The 25870-nt window shown below is 33.4% G+C and carries 21 protein-coding genes and 2 other annotated features; of the genes, 3 read left to right on the plus strand and 18 right to left on the minus strand.

Going from position 1 to position 25870, the window contains the following annotated elements; genetic code table 11:
• Window positions 1-103: 103 nt before the first annotated feature.
• The 8 genes from ACYUJ6_RS10305 to ACYUJ6_RS10340 all read right to left on the minus strand — a co-directional run bounded on the left by ACYUJ6_RS10305 (window position 104) and on the right by ACYUJ6_RS10340 (window position 7714).
• Window positions 104-1072, minus strand: coding sequence for a 2-keto-3-deoxygluconate permease (locus ACYUJ6_RS10305; RefSeq protein WP_461842699.1), 969 nt, complete (start codon window positions 1070-1072; stop codon window positions 104-106).
• Between the two features lie 566 nt (window positions 1073-1638).
• Window positions 1639-2001 carry a DUF1667 domain-containing protein gene (locus tag ACYUJ6_RS10310; protein WP_461842700.1) on the minus strand — a complete coding sequence of 121 codons (363 nt, stop codon included), beginning with the start codon at window positions 1999-2001 and terminating at the stop codon, window positions 1639-1641.
• The gene (locus tag ACYUJ6_RS10315) at window positions 1998-3239 is read right to left on the minus strand and encodes an NAD(P)/FAD-dependent oxidoreductase (protein ID WP_461842701.1); all 1242 of its coding nucleotides are present in this window, start codon (window positions 3237-3239) and stop codon (window positions 1998-2000) included. Before ACYUJ6_RS10315 ends, ACYUJ6_RS10310 begins: the two co-directional genes overlap by 4 nt.
• Window positions 3239-4693: an FAD-dependent oxidoreductase gene (locus tag ACYUJ6_RS10320; RefSeq protein WP_461842702.1), complete on the minus strand. Its 1455-nt coding sequence runs from the start codon at window positions 4691-4693 to the stop codon at window positions 3239-3241. Before ACYUJ6_RS10320 ends, ACYUJ6_RS10315 begins: the two co-directional genes overlap by 1 nt.
• Window positions 4694-4956: 263 nt before the next feature.
• The gene (locus ACYUJ6_RS10325; protein WP_461842703.1) at window positions 4957-5529 is read right to left on the minus strand and encodes a 2-oxoacid:acceptor oxidoreductase family protein; all 573 of its coding nucleotides are present in this window, start codon (window positions 5527-5529) and stop codon (window positions 4957-4959) included.
• Between the two features lie 25 nt (window positions 5530-5554).
• Window positions 5555-6370, minus strand: a complete 816-nt coding sequence (locus ACYUJ6_RS10330) for a 2-oxoacid:ferredoxin oxidoreductase subunit beta (RefSeq protein WP_461842704.1) — start codon at window positions 6368-6370, stop codon at window positions 5555-5557.
• A gap of 1 nt (window position 6371) precedes the next feature.
• Complete coding sequence (locus tag ACYUJ6_RS10335; RefSeq protein WP_461842705.1) at window positions 6372-7508, minus strand: 2-oxoacid:acceptor oxidoreductase subunit alpha; 1137 nt, start codon at window positions 7506-7508, stop codon at window positions 6372-6374.
• A gap of 2 nt (window positions 7509-7510) precedes the next feature.
• Window positions 7511-7714, minus strand: a complete 204-nt coding sequence (locus tag ACYUJ6_RS10340) for an indolepyruvate ferredoxin oxidoreductase subunit alpha (protein ID WP_461842706.1) — start codon at window positions 7712-7714, stop codon at window positions 7511-7513.
• Window positions 7715-8428: 714 nt separating this feature from the next.
• Here ACYUJ6_RS10340 and ACYUJ6_RS10345 point away from each other — a divergent pair.
• The 3 genes from ACYUJ6_RS10345 to ACYUJ6_RS10355 all read left to right on the plus strand — a co-directional run bounded on the left by ACYUJ6_RS10345 (window position 8429) and on the right by ACYUJ6_RS10355 (window position 13751).
• Window positions 8429-11563, plus strand: a complete 3135-nt coding sequence (locus ACYUJ6_RS10345) for an efflux RND transporter permease subunit (protein ID WP_461842707.1) — start codon at window positions 8429-8431, stop codon at window positions 11561-11563.
• 2 nt (window positions 11564-11565) lie between these two features.
• A complete protein-coding gene (locus ACYUJ6_RS10350) occupies window positions 11566-12831 on the plus strand; it encodes an efflux RND transporter periplasmic adaptor subunit (RefSeq protein WP_461842708.1) in 1266 nt (421 codons plus the stop codon).
• A gap of 248 nt (window positions 12832-13079) precedes the next feature.
• Complete coding sequence (locus tag ACYUJ6_RS10355) at window positions 13080-13751, plus strand: hypothetical protein (protein ID WP_461842709.1); 672 nt, start codon at window positions 13080-13082, stop codon at window positions 13749-13751.
• A gap of 50 nt (window positions 13752-13801) precedes the next feature.
• Here ACYUJ6_RS10355 and ACYUJ6_RS10360 read toward each other — a convergent pair whose 3' ends face one another.
• From ACYUJ6_RS10360 to mnmA, 10 genes are all read right to left on the minus strand, one after another.
• Window positions 13802-15463, minus strand: a complete 1662-nt coding sequence (locus ACYUJ6_RS10360) for a putative ABC transporter permease subunit (RefSeq protein ID WP_461842710.1) — start codon at window positions 15461-15463, stop codon at window positions 13802-13804.
• Window positions 15456-16181 (minus strand): ABC transporter ATP-binding protein, encoded by a 726-nt coding sequence (locus tag ACYUJ6_RS10365; protein WP_461842711.1) that lies wholly within the window; start codon window positions 16179-16181, stop codon window positions 15456-15458. The genes ACYUJ6_RS10360 and ACYUJ6_RS10365 overlap by 8 nt, the downstream gene beginning before the upstream one ends.
• Window positions 16182-16292: 111 nt before the next feature.
• A complete protein-coding gene (locus tag ACYUJ6_RS10370; protein WP_461842712.1) occupies window positions 16293-16496 on the minus strand; it encodes a helix-turn-helix transcriptional regulator in 204 nt (67 codons plus the stop codon).
• 2 nt (window positions 16497-16498) lie between these two features.
• On the minus strand, window positions 16499-16888 hold the full coding sequence (locus ACYUJ6_RS10375) for a hypothetical protein (RefSeq protein ID WP_461842713.1): 390 nt from the start codon (window positions 16886-16888) through the stop codon (window positions 16499-16501).
• 264 nt (window positions 16889-17152) lie between these two features.
• Window positions 17153-19570 (minus strand): VIT and vWA domain-containing protein, encoded by a 2418-nt coding sequence (locus ACYUJ6_RS10380; RefSeq protein ID WP_461842714.1) that lies wholly within the window; start codon window positions 19568-19570, stop codon window positions 17153-17155.
• 333 nt (window positions 19571-19903) lie between these two features.
• Window positions 19904-20068, minus strand: a complete 165-nt coding sequence (locus ACYUJ6_RS10385) for a hypothetical protein (RefSeq protein ID WP_461842715.1) — start codon at window positions 20066-20068, stop codon at window positions 19904-19906.
• 122 nt (window positions 20069-20190) lie between these two features.
• Window positions 20191-20388, minus strand: a binding site (T-box leader).
• Between the two features lie 54 nt (window positions 20389-20442).
• Window positions 20443-20640: a binding site (T-box leader), on the minus strand.
• Window positions 20641-20742: 102 nt separating this feature from the next.
• Window positions 20743-22374: an aspartate 4-decarboxylase gene (aspD, locus tag ACYUJ6_RS10390; protein WP_461842716.1), complete on the minus strand. Its 1632-nt coding sequence runs from the start codon at window positions 22372-22374 to the stop codon at window positions 20743-20745.
• A gap of 222 nt (window positions 22375-22596) precedes the next feature.
• Window positions 22597-23403, minus strand: coding sequence for a DUF166 domain-containing protein (locus tag ACYUJ6_RS10395; RefSeq protein WP_461842717.1), 807 nt, complete (start codon window positions 23401-23403; stop codon window positions 22597-22599).
• 173 nt (window positions 23404-23576) lie between these two features.
• Entirely contained in the window at window positions 23577-24725 is a 1149-nt protein-coding gene (locus ACYUJ6_RS10400) for a double-cubane-cluster-containing anaerobic reductase (protein WP_461842718.1), read from the minus strand.
• A gap of 46 nt (window positions 24726-24771) precedes the next feature.
• The gene (gene mnmA, locus ACYUJ6_RS10405; protein ID WP_461842719.1) at window positions 24772-25848 is read right to left on the minus strand and encodes a tRNA 2-thiouridine(34) synthase MnmA; all 1077 of its coding nucleotides are present in this window, start codon (window positions 25846-25848) and stop codon (window positions 24772-24774) included.
• Window positions 25849-25870: the final 22 nt, after the last annotated feature.

Here is a 25870-nt window from a genome sequence, read left to right on the forward strand (position 1 = left end):
TCCTCCTTGACTTTTAAAATATAAACTTTTTATTATAAAGTTAAAATATAAATTACACAATAAACCTCTAAGCAGCTCCAGCTCCACAGAGAAATACTGTCTTTTATACTAAGCTTTTTTGCTTCACCGATATTTTACCAGACTGCCGCCATTTTTTATCGAGATATCCTACCATTAAGGGACACAAGATTGCACATACTATCACTGATGCTGCAATCTGAGTAGTTGCTGCAGCTACATATGGCACTAGAGTTTTATCAACTTCCGCTACAAGCCCAGGTACAACCATTGAGGTTCCTGCCGTATTTGCCACTCCAAAACCAAGGGATCTATTGCTTCCAGGAAATAAACCATATAAAGCATATGTTACAAAGCCAGTTACTACAAATGTAAATAACCCCAATGCGATTCCGGAAATACCTGCATTAATGACATTTGCAAGATTAATTCCCGTTCCAAGAGCAAAACCAAAGAAGGGAATCAGCAATCCTGAACCACTGCTTAAGAATTTTCTCATATCCTCATCTGCATTTCCTAAAAATATTCCAATTGCAACTGGAACAAGAATGGCTATAAACGAATATATGGGAAAGTCCGCCAGGCCGCCTACTCCCATGAAAAGCATGGTAACAAAGGGTCCAACATTTAATGCCACTAATGATATTGCTCCCTCATCCGTATCATTTCCATATTGAGCTGCCATTGCTCCATACATTCCTCCATTGGAATTTGCCACTGCCGGAATTATAGCAAGAGGTGACAACCCCAATACACCTGAAAGTCCAAATGTCTTTCCCACAATCCATCCTAAAATTCCACCTATTAATATTTTAGGAACTGTCAATATTAGACCTTTATATATGGGAGTTCCCAATTTATGTATATCGATTTTAGCGGAAGAACACAGTATAAATAGAGCTATCAGGCAGGATGAGCCATTTTTAAATAAAGCTGTAGTAAATCCACCTATTTTCAGTGCATTTGGGAAAAATGTATTTATTACTGCACCTAAAATAAGTGGTACTACAATCATTCCCCCAGGTACCTTTTTCATGGTTTTTAATATCTGCATTATGAGATTTCCCCCTTTTAATTATATACTTTATTTCAAATTGTTAAAATTATTTAACTGGAGCTTTATGAAACCTTATTAATACTATAATGCATTTTAAGGTCTTATTTAACTAAACATATTAAGTCACCCAAAATATATATCCCCTAAAAAGCTATCATAATCACTATTTTAATACAAATATACAAAAATATAAACTAGATTTATCTTTAATGCATGATAAAACAGTATGAATACCATATTTCCGTATATTGCAAAAATTCTTAAGAAAACTACATTATATACAACAACCTGAACACAAACTTTTATTTTAATTTATTACCTGTATCCTAAAAATCGAAGATATTTGTGTAATCGTTTTTATGAAATATTTTAAAAAACATTATGCAAATAATCAAAAAATAGATCAGTTCCATAATTTAGCAATGTGTATCTGCCCTAATACTCCCATCTTTTCTTCCTTTTTTCAGGATTAAATAATAAACAGCATCACTTTACAGATTCCAACTCTCCAACTGCCAACCGGGAGTAAAGAGCAGCCTACACTTTCATATTTTCAGCATTTATTATAATTTTTCTACACTTTTGGTTGCTATAACATCAGAACCAAGTTCTAAAATATTTTTTCTCACAATTTGATGTATTTCTACAGGTGCTTCTAATTTTATTTTCTTTATTTCATTTACCACATCGAATATTTTATTTTTGGGTATTGGCTCTTTCGTTCTGACACTTACCAAAGGTTCCCTGCCATTTTTGACCTTTACCAGAGTAGCAATAGTTCTCTTAGGATCCTGTATCTCCTGTTTTACGTATTTCTCTCCCCTTTTACAGGTTGCTCCACTGATGCTAGTAATTTGCCCGCCATCATATTCAATTGTAATATCACAACCATTAGGACAAACTATACATGTAAAATCTTTCTTCATACTTCTACCACCACCTTAATATCTTCTTTTGATCTAATATCATCTTTTTTAACCTTTAAATGTATCATTTCCGCAGGATTAAGTTTTTTTAATTTGGCTGCTTTTATAACTCTCTCGCCCTGCAAAACTTTTATAACCTTATCTCTTGCTGGTCTGCTTACTCTTAAGGCCAATTCTACATCCTCAGTTCCACTTATTCTATTTGGTATTATGTTGCCTATTGTCCTATCAGTACTTATATTTATTTCGCTTTTTCCTGCACCACGGCCCTTGAGCTGTCTTACAACTGATTCAGCAGCCTTTTCACCTTCCATTGATACATAGTCCACCAAATCATGTACATGCAGCACATTTCCAGCGGAATATATTCCATCTACATCAGTCTGTAAATTTTCATCAACCAGTGCTCCATTGCTCCTGCCGTCAAGTTCCACACCTGCCTGCAGGGACAATTCATTTTCAGGTATGAGTCCAACAGATAAAACTAAAGCATCACACTTATAATTTTTTTCTGTACCCTTTATAGGCTGTCCATCTTTGTCCAGTTCACTAATTTCAACTTCCTCAATTCTATCCTTGCCTATAATATTAGTAGCAGTATGGCTTAAATAAAGAGGAATATTATAGTCATTCAAGCACTGCTGTATATTTCTGGGAAGGCCGCTTGGATAAGGGAGTTTTTCAAATACTGCGATGACATGGGCCCCTTCCAGTGTAAGTCTTCTGGCCATTATGAGACCTATATCACCTGACCCAAGAATGATAATATTTTTTCCGATCATAAGATTATTTAAATTTATATAGGATTGAGCAACACCTGCTGTAAAAATGCCTGCAGGCCTTGTTCCCGGTATACTTATAGCGCCTCTTGTCCTCTCCCTGCATCCCATTGATAATATGACAGCTTTTGCTTTATATTTTTTTAATCCATTTCTTGTTGCCGCTGTGACTTCCTTGTCTTTTGTAAGTCCTATAACTGTAGCTTCAGTTTCTATTTCCACATTTTCTATTTTTGCCTTTTGGATGAATTTATCTGCATATTCAGGTCCGCTCAGTGCTTCCTTAAACTTTAGAAGACCAAATCCATCATGTATACACTGCTTAAGTATTCCACCCGGGGCTTTTTCCCTTTCCAGTACGAGAATATCATCTATTCCCTGTTCTTTTAATTTTATAGCTGCTGCAAGTCCTGCAGGACCCGCTCCTATAATAATTACATCTTTTTGTATTATGGTCATTACCTAACCCTCCCTTCAAAAAGATATCCGTTCTTTCTTGAATATCTTACTTCCTCTGGTTCCAAATTATATTCCTTCATTAGAAGTTTCACAATCCTTGTCTGGCAATATCCGCCCTGGCATCTTCCCATCATTGCCCTGGTTCTGTTTTTAATTCCAGTCAAGGTCTTAACTCCCAGAGGATTATGTATTGCTTCTAATATTTCATGTTTTGTAACTGTTTCACACCTGCAAAATATCTCGCCATAATCCGGATCCTGTTTTATAAGTTCAGCTTGTTTTTCATCTGACTGCTCATTAAACTTCAATATTCCCTTTCTTATAGGGTTAAATTTCTCATTTTCCTGTAAAATTTCCTTTTTGTCTATGATTTTAACTACATCTCTTGCTATAGGAAGTGCACTTGTAAGTCCCGGAGATTCTATCCCTATTAAATTAATTACATTTGGTATTCCTTTTCTCTCTCCAATTACAAAGTCTGCATAACCTCCTTTTTCCTTACTTACCAATTTAGGCCTTATTCCTGAAAAGTTTCTTATAAAATATTTTCTTTCCAATTGAGACAGCATTTTTTTACCGCCTTCTATAAGCATATCCATTACTTCTTGAGTAGCTGAATAATTGTCCTTTTCGTCTATATACACTGCACTTGGTCCTATGAGAACATTTCCATCTACAGAAGGAGTAAGATGAATGCCTAATCCGCCTTCTTTTTTATTTGGTACCGGATATGCAGGCATGGTTAAATATTTACTAAAATTTTTATCAAGTATAAAATATTCACCCCTGCATGGATATATTTTATAATCCTCTATTCCAACCATCTCAGCGATTTTATCAGAATTTAATCCTGCACTGTTTATAACCCATTTAGTTTTAAAAGTTTCATTATTGGTGGATATCTCATAATGATCTTCTATTCTTTTAATTCCCCTTACTTCCCTTTCCAGGAAAAATTCCACTCCATTTTCACATGCATTTTCTGCCAGTGCTATTGTATATACTATAGGATTTACTATACCTGTCATTGGTGAAAATAAAGCTGCTTTGCCCTTTACATAAGGTTGTTTTTCTGTTATTTCCTTTTCTGATATTATTCTCAGCCCAGGCACTCCATTTTTCTCACCTTTTGCTTTTAATTCTTCCAGTTCCTCTATATCATCTTTTGTAAATCCTACTACCAGCTTACCTGTCCTTTTAAACGGGATATCCAATTCTTCTGCAACTTTATCAAACCCAAGACATCCTTCTACACAATATTTTGCCATCAGTGTACCTGGTTTACTGTTAAAGCCGGCATGAATAACACCACTATTTCTACCGCTTGTCTCACAAACTACATCCATTTCTTTTTCCAAAACAGCTACTTTGAGTTTATAACGTGAAAGTTCTCTGGCTACAGCACTGCCTACTACTCCAGCACCAATTACCACTACATCATACTTGTCTTTCATAATCTCACCTCATCTTATTAATGTCTTAGAAGTACTCCCAATCATTCAAATAAAACTAATTTGTATTTCAAAATTTTCATACTATAAAAATCGATTTCATTACGTTTACAATATACCACTCGATTCTTAACTTTTCAACTAGTTTTTTAATATTTAATTAATTAAATATTAAAAAATTTAGTCATTTATAATATCTAATTAATTAAATATCATAAATGACTAAAAATATTAATATTAAAAACTATGGATTTCCAATTTAAAACCTACCCTGCCAGCTGACATTTTTCTTTCAAGGCATCACAATTTTCAACTAACTTATACCCTGCCTCTAGAGCACGTTTATTTAACTCTTCCGTTCCTTTTGGAACTCTATTTAAAACAGCAGTTTCAAGAAATTCCTTTGAAGCAATATGGAGGATGCCATTAATAGCTCCAATGGCAATGATATTGGCTACCATTGACTTACCTATTACCTTATTTGCAGTTTCCAATATAGGAACCTTAATAACCCTCTCAGCTTTATTGGTACTTGGAACTATTACCGATGAGTCTATGAGCAGTATTCCATCTTTGCCAAGTGAACCGATATATTTATTACATGATTTTTGAGTCAAGGTCAATAATAAATTTGTTCTTAAAACCTTGGGAAAATCAATTTCCTCATCGCTTATTATTACTTCAGCCTTGCTGGAACCTCCTCTAGCTTCCGGCCCATATGATTGTGACTGAATAACATTTTTACCTTCCATTATTGCTGCTTCTGCCAAAATAACCCCGCCTAAAATAAGTCCTTGTCCCCCTGAACCTGTTAATCTCAATTCCAATTGATTATTCATAATTTATTTCTCCTTTATAATTTACTTATTTTATGAATCTATCCACTATTTTTTGATATTCTTCAGTATATTCCGGTTCCGTGGTGTTTTTAAATTCACCTATTAAAAATTTTCCCTTCAGTTCTTCTGGTGAAAGCGTCTTTGCAGTCTTAATACTGACGGCATTATCCCTTTGCCATTTCATCATGTTTACGGCAGAACCTTTTTTATTTTTTCTTCCGTAATAAGTAGGACATATACTAACGCCCTCTATCAGAGAAAATCCTTTATTCTGGATACCCTTTTGAATAAGCGTAATTAATTGTTTTGTATTATAAGCAGTACCTCTGGCTACATAAGTAGCTCCTGCACCTGCAGCAAGCTTTGGAATATCAAAAGCCCTGTCAACCGTACCATAAGGTGCCGTAGTTCCCTTATCCCCCTTTGGTGTAGTCGGAGAATACTGTCCGCCTGTCATTCCATAAATATTATTATTAAAAATAACTGTTGTAATATTAATATTCCTTCTAGCTGCATGAATTAAGTGATTACCTCCAATAGCTGTTGCGTCACCATCTCCTGAAATTACAATAACCTCTAATTCCGGATTAGCCAATTTTACTCCCGTTGCAAAAGCTATCGCCCTGCCATGGGTAGTATGGAGAGTGTTAAAATCCATATATCCAACAGCCCTTGAAGAACAACCTATACCTGATACAATACATACTTTGTTTTTATCCAGTTTTAAATTGTCTATGGCCTGTATAATGGATCTCATCAATATTCCATGTCCGCATCCAGGACACCATATATGGGGCAAATTTTCCATTCTCAAATAATTTTCAACCAATGCACTAGCCATTTTAAATTACCTCCTTAATTTTAGATAATATTTCCTGGGGGGTAATAACTTCACCATTTATTTTTCCTATCTGGAAAATATTTGATTCATCCTTTATCACTCTCTCAATTTCTAAAACTAATTGTCCATGATTAAGTTCTGCCACAATTATGTTTTTGGCTTGTTTTGCAATTTCCTTAACCTGCTTTTCTGGAAAAGGCCAGATGGTTATGGGCCTGAACATACCAACTTTTAAGCCGGCTTTTCTAGCCTGCTTTACTGCACTTTTGGCGCTTCTTGCCGTTCCTCCATAGGCAATTACTATGGTTTCCGCATCTTCCATATACAATTCATCATAAGTTACGATATCATCTATATTATCTTCAATCTTCCTTAAAAGCCTGCTGCAAAGAACATCAGCTACTTCAGTACTATTTGTTGTAAAACCTGATTCAGTGTGTACAAGTCCTGTAACATTAAACCTGAATCCTTCTCCAAAGGCTGCCATAGGAGGAACATATTCTCCTTCTTTAACCTTATAGGGCAAATAATTTTCATCTTCCATGTCAGGTTTTTTACGATTGACGATCTTCAGGTCTTCTGGTTTAGGAATTTCAATTCCCTCTCTCATATGAGCTACAATCTCATCCATTAACAATATAACAGGTGTTCTATATTTTTCCGAAAGATTAAAAGACCTTACAGTTAAATCAAAAACTTCTTTAACGGAAGAAGGTGATATTACTATCACGGGATGATCACCATGAGTACCCCATCTAGCCTGCATCACATCACCCTGGGATGGTGATGTGGGAAGTCCTGTACTCGGACCATGTCTTTGCACATCTACAACTACACAAGGCACTTCAGCCATTGCTGCATAACCGATATTTTCTTGTTTTAGTGAAAATCCAGGTCCGCTTGTAGCTGTCATAGATTTTACTCCTGTAAGCGATGCTCCTATAGCTGCAGCCATACCTGCGATTTCATCTTCTGTTTGAATAAATTTTCCGCCTACCATAGGTAATCTTTTGGATGAAAGTTCTGCTATCTCCGTTGACGGAGTTATAGGATATCCTGAATAAAACCTCATTCCTGCTGCAATAGCACCTTCCACACAAGCTTCATTTCCCTGTAATAGTTTAATATTGTTTCCCATCTTTATTTACCTCCTAGAGAGATTGCATAATCCGGGCAGCGCAATTCGCATAGACCGCATTTTATACATTTATCTTCATCTGCAATTGAAACTTTTCCATTTTTTAAAGCCAGTACATTTTTAGGACAAAATTCCACACATATTCCACAGCCTTTGCACCAGTTTTTTTCCACCACCAAATGTACGCTATTCTTAACACTAATCAATTAAATACTACCTCTTTTCTAATTTACATTTAATTTATAAACCATATCATTATCGGTTAATTGCAGCACCACCCCAGGGATAACCAAACATCCTGTCTCAATGATCCTAAAACCCCATTCAATTACCTTATTTATTTGAATCCCATGTCACTTTTTATTTCTTAAATTATAGGAAACCTACAATTGCATATAAGAAAATATATAATTCCATAGTGGGTTTATTCTCTAATTCTATTTAACTTCAACGAGTTTTCTGAATTTCAAGAAAACAAATTTATTTGCAGTTTATATCTTATTTCCGTTAAGTGAAAATGTCTTTCACTAAATTTAAATTTAGTATATCACACTGCTTTTGAATTTTCAACTTCTTTATTGAGAAAATTTTCATACTTTCAATCTATAAAAATGGTTTTCATCTATTTAAATACATTTTATTATATAGTTTTTAATTTCCCAGCGTATTTTTACCAAAAAAAAATACAAGTACAGTGTTAAAATTGCACTATACTATGCAAAATATGATTATTAATATTATATGAAATTTGTTATCAATTCTTGAATTTTTATATTTATATATATATAATTTAAGTTATGTAATATTGTAAATTTTTATCATCCCTATTTTGCCATAATATAATAATAATTATACTATCTCCATTAGAATATAATTTTAAAAATTATGAAAGTAAAAATAACTGCACAAAGGAGGCAAAAATGAATTTAACAGAATTATCTGTAAAAAAACCCGCTGCTATAACCATGGTAATACTTTTTTTGTTAGGTCTCGGCGTATTTGGCTATACCCATATTGGTGCAGATCTTATGCCGTCTATGGATATACCTATAATTTCTATATCCACTACCTATGCCGGTGCCAGTTCTGAAGATATCAAAAAAGACGTGGTGAAACCCATTGAAAATGCTGTATCTGGTATAAGTGGCATTGATAAAATCCAATCCACGGCTAAGGAAGGTATAGGACAAACTGTTTTAACATTTAAGATGAGTGCAAATATGAATACCGCTTTCTTAGATGTGCAAAAAGCCGTAGACAATGCCCAGGCTCAGCTTCCTAAAAATGCTGATAAACCTGTCCTATTTAAAATAGATACAAATTCCATGTCTGTTTTAATGCTGTCTGTGTCAGGAAATGTGTCCTATGATGAATTGTATAATGAAGCAAATAATATAACTGAATCTCTCGAAAAAGTTCAAGGGGTAGGAAATGTAACCCTTGAAGGAATACAAAAAAAACAACTTGTACTAAAACTTAATAAATCTGCCTTGGAATTCTATGGTGTAAACGTGAATACACTGATTTCAAAATTACAATCAGATAATATAAATCTCCCATCCGGACAAATAAAACAAGAAAACTTAAATGAATCTGTAAGGGTTATGGGTGAATTTGAAAATATAGATGAAGTTAGAAATTTATTGATACCAACTTCAAATGGCAGCACAGTCCGCCTATCTGACATAGCAGATGTTAATTTAGAGTATCCTGTAGAAAATGAACATATAAGAATAAACGGTAAAAGCACCATAGCCATAAGTGTACAAAAACAAAGTGATGCAAATGTAGTTGAAGCTGTAAACAATATAAAATCAGAGCTTAACAAAATCAAGACTCGGCTTCCAAGCGGTATTAAACTGGAAACTGCATATGACAGTACTACATTTATAAATTCATCCCTTTCTCAGATAAAACATACTTTAATAGAGGGAATAATAACAACTGCCATAGTCCTATTAGTATTTTTAAGGAGCTGGAAATCTTCGCTTATAGTGCTTATAGCAATTCCAACTTCCCTCATCTCAACCTTTTTCATGATGTATGTTATGAAATTTACCATGAACATGATGTCTCTTATGGCATTATCTCTTTGCATAGGTATTTTGGTGGATGACTCAATCGTTGTGCTGGATAATATACAGCGTCATTTAGCTATGAAAAAAGATCCAAAATCTGCTGCTATAGATGGCCGTATGGAAATAGGACTTGCAGCTATTGCAATAACTCTCTGCGATGTAGTTGTATATGTTCCTGTGGCATTTATATCAGGTATGGCAGGAAAATTTTTCAAGGAATTTGGGCTTACCATTGCTGTTGCCTCGCTGTTTTCCCTATTCGTATCCTTTACAATAACCCCTATGCTGGCATCCAGATTGTTCAGCAAAGTCAATGATGAACCTAAAAAATCTTCTGGAAAACTAGATAAAATAAAGGCTACCAAATTATATAAAGCTTTTAATATGATTTCAAGCTCAATAGATAATGTAACAGTTGTCTATAAAAAAGCTTTGATATGGTCTCTAGATCATAGGAAAAGAGTACTATCTCTCAGTATAGTTGGACTGATAGCTGTTATTCTCCTGATACCTGCAGGAGCTATTGGTACAGAACTTATACCTAATACAGATCAAAGCACCTTTACCGTAAACATGACCTTTGATTCTGGTTCAACTTTAAACCAAATGGACAAAACGGTTAAGCAAGTAGAAGGGTATTTGCATAAAGTACCTGAAATAGATACATATTATTCTACAGTTGGTTCCGACAGCAACAGCCTTATGGGAGGTAATTCAAATTCTGCAAGTATATATGTAGAACTTCACCCTAAAAATGAGAGGAAAAAATCCCAATCTCAAATAGCAAAACAAGTTCGAGACTGGGGTAATTCCTCTCTCACTGGAACAGATTTTTCCGTAACTGAGTCTCAAATTGGAAGCGGAAGCAGCAAACCTATATCCATACAAGTATTAGGTGATGACACTGATACGGTAAAGGAAATATCTGATAAAGTAGAAGGTATAGTTAAAAATATTCCTGGAATTATAGATGTTAATAATTCCTCAAATGCCAGCGAGAGTGAATTGCGGGTTCAAATAGACAGATTAGCATCTTCCAATTATGGCGTATCCACATCGGATATATCTTCAGTACTTAGAACGGCCATTCAGGGATCCTCTGCCGGAGTGTATAGGACAAACAGTGATGATTATGATATAACTGTAAAATTTGAAGATGGGGACATAAAAACTCCTGCAGATATAGGCTCCATAAATGTTGTTAATCAAGCAGGTGAATCCATTCCTATAAGTGAGGTGGCCACTGTAACAAAGGCAGACAGCCCTCAATCTATATCAAGGCAGGACAGACAGGATATAGCTACTGTTTCTGCAAACATTCAGGGCAGATCATTAGGTGTTGTAAATAAGGACATAACCCAGAAATTAAAATCATTTTCTGTTCCCGACGGGTATGAAATTAAATTTGGCGGTGATCAACAGGATATGGCAGATAATTTTACTTCTCTTATAGAGGCCCTGATTATTTCATTAATTCTCATTTATATGATACTTGTTGTACTTTATGAATCATTCCTCACCCCATTTATAAGGATGATATCTCTGCCTTGTGCTTTAATTGGGGCTCTTGGTATATTGGCTATCACCGGTAAAACCTTAAATATTATGTCCATGATAGGGCTTATAATGCTTGATGGTCTGGCATCTAAAAATGGTACTCTTTTAATTGACTACACAAATACACTTATGAAACGTGGGAAAAATTTAAAAGAAGCTTTAATTGAATCCGGTGAAAAAAGATTGAGACCTATTATAATGACTTCTGCAACTATGATTGTAGGTATGCTGCCTTCTGCTCTTTCTATAGGTGAAGGAAGTGAATTAAAATCAAGTATGTCCGTTATAGTTATTGGAGGTATGATTGCTTCTACTATTTTTACCCCTATAATATTACCTATAGTTTATACATTAATGGATGACTTAAAAAAACACATATTTAAAAAGAAGAAAAAACATGTAGAAATTCAGGAGGTATAGTAATGAAGCCTAATATTTTGAAATCCAAAAAAATCATATGGAAAATAGTATTGTTTATATTAGCAGCATTAATGGTATTTGCCATAGTCCAAAATATAATTAAAAATAGAAAAACGGAGTCTCAAAATCAAATTAAAAATGTAAAAGTAATTAAAGCAGAACTGAGTTCACTATCTACAACTGTTGATTACTCTGGAGAATTAAATGCTGATAATGAAATTTCTCTATCTCCTAAATCACCTGGTAAAGTTGAAAGTTTAAATGTAAAAGTTGGCAGTTCAGTGAAAAGCGGCGATATACTATTTACTCTCGATTCAAGCTCACTGCAAGCTCAATTGGAACAACAGCAGGCAAGTGTTGATTCTGCCAATGCCAATTTAGATAAAACCAAGAGTTCCGGAGTTGACCAGCAAGTACTGCAGGCTCAGCAGTCATTGGAAACTGCACAAATAAATTATAATGATGCTAAAACTACTTACGACAGAACCCAAAGTTTGTACTCTGCCGGAGCTGTGGCAAAACAGGATTTGGATAATGCCAGTACAAAATTGAATACTACATCTGCTGCATTATCCGCAGCACAGCAAAACCTAAATCTGATTCAGCAAAAAGTCGGCCCTGAATCGGTTGAAGTCGCACAGGCCCAGGTAAACCAAGCTGAAGCTGGTACTAAATCAATTCAATCCCAAATTGATGATACTATAATTAAATCCCCTATTTCCGGGATTGTATCTGCTGTAAATATACATGAAGGAGAAATTTCTTCCGCATCACAGCCTTCTATAACTGTATTGGATTTAAGCTCAATCATTGCAGAAGTAAATGTACCTGATAATATGCTTTCAAAAATTAAAGTTGGACAATCTATAAGCATGACCATCCCTTCAGCCGGGAATAAGAAGGTTTCTGGTACTATAGATAATATAGCCTCCAGTATAGACAGTAAGACTGAAAAATATTTAGTTAAAATAAAAATAAATAATTCTGACGGCAGTTTAAAACCAGGTATGTTTTCTAAAATATCACTTCCTGATAAAAATAAAGATAATATATTGGTTGTACCTAATGAGGCTATAAAAGTTGAAAATGGAGTTTCTTATGTATTTGCAGTGAAAAATAATAAGATAAAAAAAATATCCATAAACACAGGCCTTTCAAATGATAAGATCACTGAAATATTATCTTCAAAAATAAATTCAGGAGATAATGTAGTATTAGGAGGCCTGACTTTCTTAAACGATGGAGACAAAGTTAAAATTTTAAAGTAGGTTGTAACTATTATATACAAATACCAAAGGGTATGAACCAATTTCAATGAGTTCATGCCTTTTTGTTATATGTTCACTTAAATTTTAAAATTGATGTCACAAATTAACCTAATATCATATTATGAATTAGGGCTAAAATCCTGTAACCTGCATTTAAAAATAGCACCCAGATAAAGCGGTGCTTAAATATCAAGTTCTTCTTAGATTAAAAATAATCTTTCATTATTTATAGAAAGGAGTTGAGTATATTGAGCAGACACCACAGAAGACATTCCAGAAATCATCCTTCGGACATCAAAGATGAAAGCTATTACATTCCCGATGAAAAAACATCTTTAAATTCTAATTCCACAGACATAGATGGGGAAAACAGTGAAGAAAATTCTTCATGGCAAACCACAGTTTATCCAAACGTAAATCCCATAGACGAAGTGAATCAAAATCAAGAGGAATACCATGGTGATTTCACCACTTACAATGAGAAAAACACATTAAACAATTCACCTGAAAATACTCCTTATGTTGAAGTTAATAATTTATCTTATGGCAGCCATGGAAAACATCATTCCAATAAATGCAATAGTATAGGAGCCATGAATTTTATAGATACCTTAAAAAAATATATAGGAGAAATGGTAACTGTATGCACAACTGGAGGGGACCCCTGCAGATGTAATTTTACCGGAATATTGCTGGGTGTAAATAACTATTTTATAAGACTTGCAGTCAAATTAGGTTCAGCTCCAATTTATCAACCAAGAAATAATTTCAGCAATAATTTAAATACCTGCAGTGATCCTTATTCCTCGGCTGAAAATTGTAATTCAGTATCTGATTCCTGTTGTGAAAATAACAGTACAAGTACTTTAATAGACATACCTACTAATAGAATTGCCGCTTTTCTCCACAGTAATGTTTAAAAAATCTGCTGGCATAAACAATATGTCAGCAGATTTTATGGTTCACAATTTTATTCTATATTTTCAAATATCAAAGCACCCTTTTCAACTGTGATTTTATATAATATATAATCCATTATAATTATAACAGCCAGTTCAAATATAGCAATTACACTTATGTTCTGTCTAAAAACTATAATGGGAAATGAAAACAATCCTGCGGTTACAAAACCAATGATTACATTTATAAAACTATTGAAATTTTGTTTTACTGCCTTTACTTCATTGTCCCAATTCAGTTTAGGGAAATTCAGATCAATCAATATTCCTGTAAAAGCTGTGAATAAAATCCCCAGAATACTTAATACAAAAACTATGCACAAAAAATAGAGGGAGATATTAATAAAAATTTTTAAAACTATTAAAATTATAACCATAGTTAAACTTCCAACTAAAACTCCTGAAAATACCTTAGCCATAATTTGGGTTTTATAGGCTATTGGAATATATTTTTTTATGAATATATTTTTTCCCTCTCTGGATACAGCTGTAGAAGTTATAGAATTAATAGATCCCAAAATCATTCCAGCCGCTATTGAAACAACACTAAATATCAAGGCTGTATTTGCATCTATTGAAATATTCATTTCACCAAATGATTTATGAAAAGAATTTGGCTGAATCAAAAAGGGAATAAAAAATATTATGGGCAGTATAAAATTTGATACAATGCAATTCATAAAATATACCGGTGTTCTAAAAAGGATTTTCATTTCCTGAGATAAAAGAGCTTTAAATGCAGATTTTTGTACAACTTTTTTATCCATCTTTGTATAATCTATTTTCCTATTTTTAGATGAAGTTTCATTTCCTCCTACAGCACCTTTAAAATACAGCTTCTCTCCAATCAATAAAAATAATACAACTACTGCTGCATTTAAGACAACAAATAGAAGCAAATCCATAAAGCCCTTTAAATTATTACTATATGCAAGGGCGTTGACAGCTATATCCATATGGGGGAAAAGCCTGTCTGAAAAAGATGTAACAGAATTATTGCCCTCACTGATGGTTTTTAGCATGTTTCTATAATTTCCATTATTTATGTTCATCTTTTGAATCACTACATTTAATCCCACTGCAAATACCATTCCAAAGATTCCACCCAATACCCTAAGTTTATCCTTGTGATTTCCTATATTGGTGAAACTCATTATTATCATATTTAGAATTGAAGCTATTACTACAGGAATTATTGGAACTATTAAAAATATCAATATACTGTATATGAAATACAATGGACCTGCTCCATCTTTATAGCCATATACAAAAAAAACAGGCAATAATATAAAGGCTTCTGTAATATATTCATAAATTATCACCAATGTAATTTTTGAAGCTAAAATTTCCCAGGGTCTTAGCGGCAAAGGCAGAAAAATGTCTATGTCCTTTGAAAAATATAATACATTTAAAGAAAATGCTATAGCAAAAAAGAATATAAAAACACTGGCAAAGGATATTCCCAAAGATAAAATCAATTCCTGCCGGCCTATTTTATAAAGATAATCATAGGCTTCTGAAACAAAATCTGCAAACAATTTTACTGTTGGCAAAAATGCCAACATCAATACTATGAAAAGTATAAGTTTTTTTATTTTACTGTTTGATTTAATGTTTCCAGAATTACTTCCATTTTTCAGCATTACCCTGGTTAAAACTAAATACTTACTCATGGTTAGTCATCTCCAGAAAAATGTTTTCCAAACTCTCATCTTCTTTGAATTGATTCTTCAGCTCCTGAAAAGTTCCAGAAAATAATATAGCTCCATTATTTATAATAGCCAGTCTGTCACATAATTTTTCTGCTACTTCCAGTACATGAGTTGAAAAAAACACAGTATTTCCGGCATCTGCGTGTTCTCTCATCATCTCCTTCAAAATAAATGATGACTTTGGATCCAACCCTGTCATAGGCTCATCCAATATCCATATACTTGGATTATGAATGAGCGCACCTATAATTATTATTTTTTGCCTCATTCCATGGGAATAGCTTTCAATTTTATCTTCCAACACCTTCGATATCTCAAATTTATCAGATAAATATTTTATCCGCTCCATTCTCTTTTCACTTTTTACTTCATATATATCTGCCATAAAATTAAGATATTCTATTCCTTTAAGTCTTAAAAACATATCGGGGCTATCCGGAACAAATCCAAATTGACATTTTGCATCTAAAGGACTTTTACTTATGTCTATACCATTTGCCTTTATTTCTCCATTATCTGGTTTTATTATACCTGTTATCATTTTTATGGTAGTAGTTTTCCCTGCTCCATTGGGACCGATAAACCCAAATATCTCTCCATCAGGTATATCCAAACTTATATTGTCCACTGCTTTTGAAGAACTGCTGTAACTTTTGGTTACATTTGTTAATTCAATCATCTCTTTTCCTCCCGTCTAAATTTACCAAATCATAAATCACAATTTTTTACTATATTGCTGGGATTTAAATCATTTTAATTATACCATAACCACAGCAACACTCTTTGTCTGTCAATCTTCAAATTCAAATAATTCTTCAACTGTTGTATGAAATACTTTTGCAATATCCATTGCCAGTTTAAGTGAAGGATTGTATCTGCCATTTTCCAAATGGACTATTGTTTCTCTCCTTACACCAACCATTTCAGCCAGTTCACTCTGTTTCATTCCCCTATCTTCCCTATAATCTCTAATTTTAGTTATTAATTTTGACATTGTCATATTCCTCTTGAATCGAGTACACAAAATACAATGCTGCGTATTACAGCAAGTATAAGCAGTCCAAACACTATCCCATACCCTATGACAATTGGATTTGCATCATTTATTAGACAAGGAATAATCAAAAATCCAAAAATAACATAAGACAATTTGAAACAAACAGTATCTGTTCTGCCCAGAACTTCTTTTGCATATTCATCAAATACATCCCTGTTTTTATTTACCACATATAAACTCACTAAAATAAATCCCAATACAATATACTGCAGACATGTGTATACCGGACTATAGTATTTTCTAACACACATCCAATAATACAATACCAGAAATACTGCAGGTGTAGTTTTTGCAATCATCCATATTTTTAAATCAACTCTCTTTTCCATAATGTATCCTCCAAAGTTATATATTTATAACATAATCTATGTTATAAATATATAACTTTATCTTTCTTCTGTCAATGATAAATGTGAATTATTTATAATACAATTCAATAAAAAAAGCTAGTACTTATAATTAAAAAATTACAAGCACTAGTTTTTTACTCTTTCTTTACGCAACGTTAAACATAAATCGGTTCTCATATACTCCAAAATTTCTTAGAAATTTATTTTGATACCAATGACCTGATTTTATGTCATTTTGATAAATTATTTGCTAAGAGCCTTTAATACTGCCAGCCTAGCCATGTTAAATATTGAGTTCCTCTCTTCCACTATGGTTATTTCTTCTTCTATATATTTTCCATCCTCACTTAATTTAAACAATGAAGCTAAATTTCTACTGAAAGAATTTTTCATTAAATCCTTTAGAATATGTTTTGTTTCTTCTTTAGAATGAAGCACTTCACATAATTTTTCCATGGTATGATCAATTTCTGAAATATACTTATCCTTCAACAACTTCTTTCTTTTTATTTTATTTAATGCCAAAATGGACATTTTTATAATATCATACCTTACATCAAAATTTATATCATCATAACTTTTACATATAAAAGCTGCCGCCTTATTCAATTGGTTGGTGTAAATATCTATCTTTTCATTTCCTGTTATAAAAGCAAGCATTACCATGGAAGTTGTCTCTATTTTATCTTCTATATTACTATCTTCATAATCCACAAAAGCTCCATCTGCAAATTGATTTTTGGCAATTATCCTGAGAAGCCTTCCCCTTGTATATTTTTCATCCAGATATTTGTTGTCACTGGAATACACTTTTTCATCCTCATCACATGCAAAACTTCTATATAAAAATCCTGATTCCATATTCTCATCTATTTTTTCACCCAGGGTATTTTCACTCACCTTTATTGGAATTATATTTTTAAGCTGAATTCCAAGTACAGGTTCTTCTCTAAGCTCCATCAATATAAAAGTAGTTTCAGGACTTATAAATCCATTTTCCTTGGAAAGTTTTATTAAACTTTTCCTCATTTCCTCTTTTTTCTGTCCCCTCTCCAACTTCATGTTTATTTTCAAGGATCTTATTTTCTTCCTTGCCCATACTTTTTTTAATAAATTGGCATTTTCCTCCGTATTAAAATTATCAATATCTATACTTCTTGCATATTCTTTCCCGTCCACTTCTCCTTTTAAAATTATCCTGCCTTCTACTTCTCCAAGTACATTGGCAAATATGGAAAATGGTTCTCTATCATACATGTATTCAATGGTTCTAGGATAAGAAGATTTAACTTGTAATTTTCCCCAGTCCATTTGAATATTGTCCACTTGAGGATTTTTTATCCTGTTAAACTGTCTTAAAACTATATCTTCAATTCTCTGTTCCATATCTATAAATTCTGCTTTTCCATAACTTTCATGGGCTAATTTATTTAAAAAATAATTATTTGCTGAAGAATCTATTCCAAAGGTAAATATTCTATTATCGGCTATATTCTCTCTTACATAAGAAAGTATATCTTCTTCTTCATCCACTAAATCATCTGTAAAAAGCAATATGGTATTTTGAGAACCTTCTTTTTCCAGGCTGTATTTTATCCCGCCAAATATATCTGCATCTTCTTCCGTTTCCAAATCATCTATCCATCTGGAAGCCTCTCTTAGAGAATCTGCATTGAACTCTATTAATCCATTTTTAGAAAAACTGATTAATTTTACACCCATAGCTATTATGTCAAAGGTATCACCTTTTGACAAATTCCTTATACAAAGCTGAAGTGCATTCTTAGCCTGTTCCAATTTCTCACCTTTCATTGTATCCGAAATGTCGATTAAAAACACATAGTTTTCCTTAACCTCCGCTTCATAAGGATCAAGTTTTGGGATCATTCGTATATAGACTATTCCTTTTTCTTCATCATTTTCCTTATATTCATATATCATTCCATCTGCTTCTAAAGTTTCTCTTTCATTTATAAAAAGCACAAAATCCTTATCCATTAAATGATAACTTTCATCCAGGCTTATTTTAGCTACTGTATTACCTTCCCTCTCCACCTTTATCTTATGGTAGGGACATCTAAAGTCAACCTTACTAAGGGATTCGACTATTATATTCACCTTAAATTCAAAATCCTCTTCTTTAACTCTCTTTATCCCCAGTTTATTTACAAGGTTGCTTTTTAACTCTTCAATCTTTGATCTGCTCTTTATTATCTTAGGTTCGGAAATCGCAGGAACTGTAAGCCTAAAAGTACTGTCTTTGTAATCCAGCTCCTCTATATAAGAAAGTTTTATTTTCACAGTTTCGCCGGAAATTATTTTACCTATACTTATTTTAAAAAAATGTGGACTAAATTCCTCCAGTGAAAAAACACTGTCTCCGCGAATTTTTGCATTCTCATAAATTTGCAGTGCCTTATCCTTTTCTTCTACCACCGCCTTTAAAGTTCTTCCTCCAATTTCTGCTTCGAACCCTGATATTACTGCCGTAGCCGGCAGTGGGAAGATATAGACTCCCTCTATATCTTCGCTGCTGCAGTTTTGATAAATTTGATTTATAACTATTTCTCCATAACCAGCACATAGATTTCCTACAATATTAACTTCCTTTAATAGAATTCCTTCGTCAATTCCCTTGTTTTCTTTAATATGCCGCAACATATTATACTGACCCCCTTTTCAACTTTATTTTGCCTGTAAAATATGTATTAAATACCTTGATTTTATTATTTATAATTGTTTTAAATTTAAAATCATACAATAAGTGAAATGTATAACATATTTCTTATATATCATAAGTTTATGTATATTATTATATCATATTTACCATTATTTATTTTTACAAATATTAAATACATATAATCAAGTAATTCTAGGGCTCAGATTGAATCTTACCATGAGAAAATTTAAAACGCCTGAAATTTTAAAATTTCAGGCGTTTTTTAGTTTATGAGCATTTAAATAATCAAGGGCTCTAAATACCCTTATAACAAATTAGAATGTCATAAAAACTGTAGAGTAATCACAGGTATCATTTAAACTTTCTGATTTCATATCCCTTAAATATTCATAATATGAATTTCTATTTTCATAAATCAGGGAATCCTCCAATGAATTTTTTATTGAGTCACCTTTTCGGGAATTTTTAGATTTCAACATTTTATTTCCTCCTTATAAATACATATTTTCATTTTATTTACATAGAATAATGTATAAATCTCCACTGGCCAGATGAAAATTTATCTAACATTAATTTTAGATAATAAAAAAACAGCTCTTCTGCCTGGGGCGAGAAGTCTGTTTCGCGGTACCACCCAAATTTATACTTAATTACATAACGGCTTGCACCGGCACAGCTTACTGTTGTTTCAGCCTACAGCTCAAGGGTGATTTTCAATATGAAATATCTATGGGATCCCACCAACTCCCACTCTCTTTAAAATATAATTCGTATTGTATGTCCCTATCTATGCTTTTATATTTATTATATTTTACATAACCTTTTAAAAGGTACTAAAAAAAACAGTCCTCCTGCCTGGGGCGAGAAGTCTGTTTCGCGGTACCACCCAAATTTATACTTAATTACATAACGGCTTGCACCGGCACAGCTTACTGTTGTTTCAGCCTGCAACTCAAGGGTGATTTCCAATATGAAATATCTATGAGATCCCACCAACTCTCACTCTCTTTAAAATATAATTCATATTGTATGTCCCTATCCTTGTTTTTATATTTTATGTAATTTTACTATATATGTTCATGCTTGTCAATACTTTTTTATAAAATTTTAAAAATTCTATTTATTACATGAGTATTGGCTGTATATTTCATTATTAGTCTTGTGATTTTTTCCAGTCTGCAGCATAGTCCTCCAATATCTTATGAATCACCTTTCCTATTTTAGAATAAGATTCATCACTTAAATTTGCAAGGGATATTCTTATAGACCATTCAGGTCCATGAAATCCACTGCCACTTAAAAGCACAATGGAGGATTCCTCTGCCAGCTTTAAAAGAACATCTATGAGCCTATAGTTGTTTTTCAAATAATATGCAAATTCCTCACTGTAATTGTTCTTGGCCCATTCCAACAAGTCAAATTGAGTGTAATACGCTGCGCTAAAAGGATCTTTATTGAGTTTAAGCCCCAATCCTTCAAATAATAATTTCTGGCGGTGATGACAAATATTTTTTGTTAATTTTTTATATCTACTGTCCTTATCAACTAAAGAAAACAATGCAAAAAATGCCATCTGCACCTGCTGTGGTGTAGATAACCCTGCAGTATGATTAAGAGCCACCTGTCTGCTGTCTGCTACAATTCTATCGATAAAAGGAATTTCTTCAGGATTAGTGGAAAGTGCTGCATAACGCCTTCTCGCCCTTTCTTTCTTATCTGAATCCAATTCTCTAAGCAGCTTGTCAAACACATTGTTTTCATATAATGCAATGGTGCCAAGCCTCCAGCCTGTTACTCCAAAATACTTTGAAAATGAGTATACACCAATAGTATTGTAAGGTAAATCTGCCATCAATGAATGAAAATCATCTACAAAAGTTCCATATACATCATCTGAAATAATCATCAAATCAGGGTTATGCTTTTCCACCACCTCTTTTAAGTGTCTTACTATACCAGGTTCCATTGCAACAGAGGGCGGATTGCTGGGGTTAACTACAAATAGCGCTTTTATACTTGAATCACAAACCTTCTCCAATTCTGAAAAAGGATATTGGCCTCTATGAGTTCCATTTTCAGCGGCTTCTTGTGCCAAGAGTTCCACTACTTCAAAATTATATCTGGGTAAATGGGGAATCTCTAAATAAGGTGTAAAAATCGGGGCCATAATTGCGATTTTATCCCCCTTTGATAATATATTATTTGCAATTAAGCTGTCAAAAATATAACACACACCTGCAGTAGCTCCTTCCACTGCAAACAAATCAAATTTTCTTTCCAAAGGCTCATTATAACATAACTCCTGAATGAGATAATCATGAACCACACTTTCTATATGCTTAAGCATTCTATCCGGCTGGGGATAATTGTCTCCAATAATTCCATTTGCCAGTTCATGTATCCACTCATCAGCCTCAAAACCTTTTATTGTCACACCATAATTGATCATTTTTCTAAGAAGTCCGATTCCCGGAGCCCTTTCATTCTTGTTTAAAAAATCCACAAACCGATGGGCAATTCCCAATCTTTGAGGCATACCACCCAAGTCATTGTCATTCCACACTCTACGGCTTTCTTCCAGGGCAAATTGACCAAAGGTAAAAAAAGCTTCCCTTGGAGTTGCTGCAATCCAATTTGGATTTCCCCTGCCTGCATCCAGAAGAGAATGTACACCACTTTTGTCGGATTCTTCAGCTAAATTTATCAATCTGTCTTTAAGTTCAAAGGGGCTCACCTTTCCATATACTCTCTCTATTTCTTCGCGCTGGAAATTATAATTATGCATAAATATCTCTCCCAAAATTTATTTGTTTTCCTGAGAATTAAAACTTATTTGTTATTTTAATATGATGGTTTTATATCCTGATAGGCATATATAATGTAATTATTGTCTTAAACCTTATTTAATTACTAATTTAGGTGAATTTTATTTATTTAAAAATGTACATATATAGTATATTATTTTCAACAAACCATATATTATACATATACAAAAATATCAAATCCTTTAAACTCTTACTATTTCGGAATTTTCCAGTGCACTATAATGGGTATATCCGCTTATATGAAGAGGTGTATCTCCAAGTTCTCCATCTATATGCATATCTCCAAGGCAGGGATAACTGTGCCAATACTTTGCAAGAAATTTTCTTGCATCTTCCCCCAGCTTTCTGCCTACAAGATGTTTTGCTATATTATAACCGTTTCCACAGGGTGCAGATATTATCACTTCTGCTTTTACTATTACATTATTTTTGTCTACATAAAGTCTAAACTTAGGCTTACCCATTTTAAAAAAGTGGATAAATTCATTTATAACAGGAAATTTTCCGTAGTTCAAGGTACAGAATGGTTTTGGAAAGGCATACTGCAAATTGTATTTTTCACATTCCTCTACAAGTTTTTCTTTTGTCCATTTTGACATCCAGCTGCCACTTTCACAGGGTGCTATTATTCCTTTACCTCCGCTTTCATGTATCAGTTTTGGAATTTCCACTATTATGTCTTCATGTATTCCTATCAAAACAGCTATATCATGCTTTTTAAACTTATCAGGCAAATATTTCAGAGGGTAATCTTCAAACTTTCTGTATAGATCCGGAAGCTTTACTATTTCGCTTATATTCTCCATAAAATTCAATTTATATCTTCCCCTGCACCAGATGCACTCCTTGCCGCATACTGTACATACCTCTTTGAAGTTTTTCATATTAGGTATGAATTTTGAATTTGCAAATCTACTGTCCGTCTTTATATAAAATTCATTTTCAGGCAAATCTCCGCTTTTTTCTGAACAGATTATAAGTACCTTCATTATTTTACCTCCTTGTATAATTTACTTTTTTCACAGGTCAGATTAAAAAATTTATCTATTTCCTTTATAATACCTTAAATAATAAAAATTATCTGTAACCCTGGATACACAAATTAATTTCTTGTATTATAAAGGCTCCCACTTTTATAAAAGCAGGAGCCTTTAATGTGAAGCTAAAGCATTTCTATAAATGCTGCCATCCTGGTTTTTATTTGTCCTATATCTGCCTGAGAATAATCCGTTTCTATACTAATATACGGAATTCCTTCCTCTTCAGTAACAACTTTTTTAATACCATAGGATTCTACGCTGTATGTATGACAGGCCTGAAGAATTACATCCACTACTCCATCCACTTTATATTCCTCAATAAGCTGGCATATCAAATCAATCCTGTTATCATTTGGTGTCATACAGGAGCATCCTATATTCAAGTATTTCTCAGTTAAAGCATCTATCGGAGCCTTCTCTTCATCCACCAATTTGCTTATTTCTTTAATTCCAGTACAGTTTTCATAACATACTACAACTCCACCGTTTCCTTCTATGGCATCTATTATCTTTTCAGTGGCTTCCCCTAAGGGACATCCTGTTACAAGTATTCTTTTAGCATTTTGTGAAATCTTCTTTTGTCCATTTTTCTGCTTTTCTATAACATCATTTATTAAATTATAAATTTCCTCTATTTCCGTTTTCTTGTCCCACTTAAAAGAAGCACCGTTTAAAACTCTAAGCATCTCCAGTCCTGTTATAGGCGGCGGATCCATCTTTCCCAATGCAGAAAGTTCCATTAGGGCTTTTCTTTCCTCATTTCTTATTTTTATAGATTCTCGTATTTTTTGTTCTGTTATAATAACATTAAATTCCCTCTCAAGTACACTTTTAAGTTTTACTATCTCATGTTTCCATAACTTAAAGGAATCCTCTCCTTTGCTGGTTTGCGGAAGCTGCATAACATATACATTTTTTATTTCAGATAAATATTCATACATTTTCTTCTTTCCGTCGCAGGTAGTCTCACCTACTATTAGATCTGAAAAATAGAAATATGGGCATTTATCTGTTACTGCAAATCCATAACTTGATTTTATAAGAGGGCACAAATTCCTAGGAAGATACTTTTCAGCATCCTCTATGGTTTCATCACTTTTAGCACAAAGAGATACAGATACTGCACCAGAAGCATTTATAATCTCCCAGGGAGTAAATGTACAAAAAGTACCTACAACTTTCCTTCCCTCATCTTTTAAATTTTTTATTGTTATGAATCCCTTTTTCCTTGAATCACTAAAACTATCAAATATTTTCGGCAAATCATTCATATTAAAAATCCCCTTCATACCCCATTTTTTATAATTTTAACATTAATCAGTATACATTTTCAATAATTCCTCCTCCCACCAGGACATTTCCATCATAAAATACTACAGACTGACCTTTTGTAATTGCCCTTTGTTTTTCAGCAAATTCAACTTTAACTTTTTTTTCATCCAGCATACTTATTGAAGCTTCTGCCGGTACGGCAGAATATCTTATTTTGGCACGAACCTTCATAGGTGCTGTCAATTTTTCAAAAGGAAGAAAATTCAAATCTCCTGCAGTCAGGTTTTTCTTGAAAATATCTTCCTGTTTTCCAAGCACAATTTCATTGTCCGACGGATTTATATCTGTAACATACATAGGTGTTCCAAAAGCTATTCCAAGTCCTTTTCTCTGTCCTATGGTATAATAAACTATCCCTTTGTGTTTTCCAAGTACGTTTCCCTGTTTATCCACGAAATTGCCTTCTTTTACTCCACCTGGCATTACTCTTTTTATATAAGAGCCATGATCATTATCCGGAATAAAACATATCTCCTCGCTGTCCCTTTTATTATGCACAGCCAAGCCTATTTTCCTGGCTATTTCCCGCACTTCTTCCTTATTATATATCCCACAGGGCATGAGAGTATGTGCCAATTGAAATTGGGTCAGATTATAAAGAGCATAGGTTTGATCCTTCCTAATATCTTTGGATTTAACCAGTACATATCTTCCATTTATATTCTCCACCGTTGCATAGTGACCTGTTGCCACGTAATCTGCTCCTAACTCCATGGCTCTTTTTAAGAGCTCTTCAAATTTTATATACTTATTGCAGGCTACGCAGGGATTGGGTGTCCTTCCTTTCATATATTCATTTACAAAATAATCTATCACATTGCTCTTAAATACATCCTTAAAATTCATAACATAATAGGGAATGTTCAGATGATATGCCACGGACCTGGCATCCTCTACCGCACTTAGAGAACAGCATCCTCCTTCCATCCCCTGATAATAATCATCATCCTGCCATACCTGCATTGTTACTCCTATTACTTCATATCCCTGTTTTTTTAAAAGATATGCTGCAACAGAACTATCCACTCCGCCGCTCATACCTACTACTACTTTTTTTCCCATTTCATCACCTATTCTAATTTGA

It is taken from the genome of Clostridium sp. JNZ X4-2 (genome assembly GCF_054889485.1).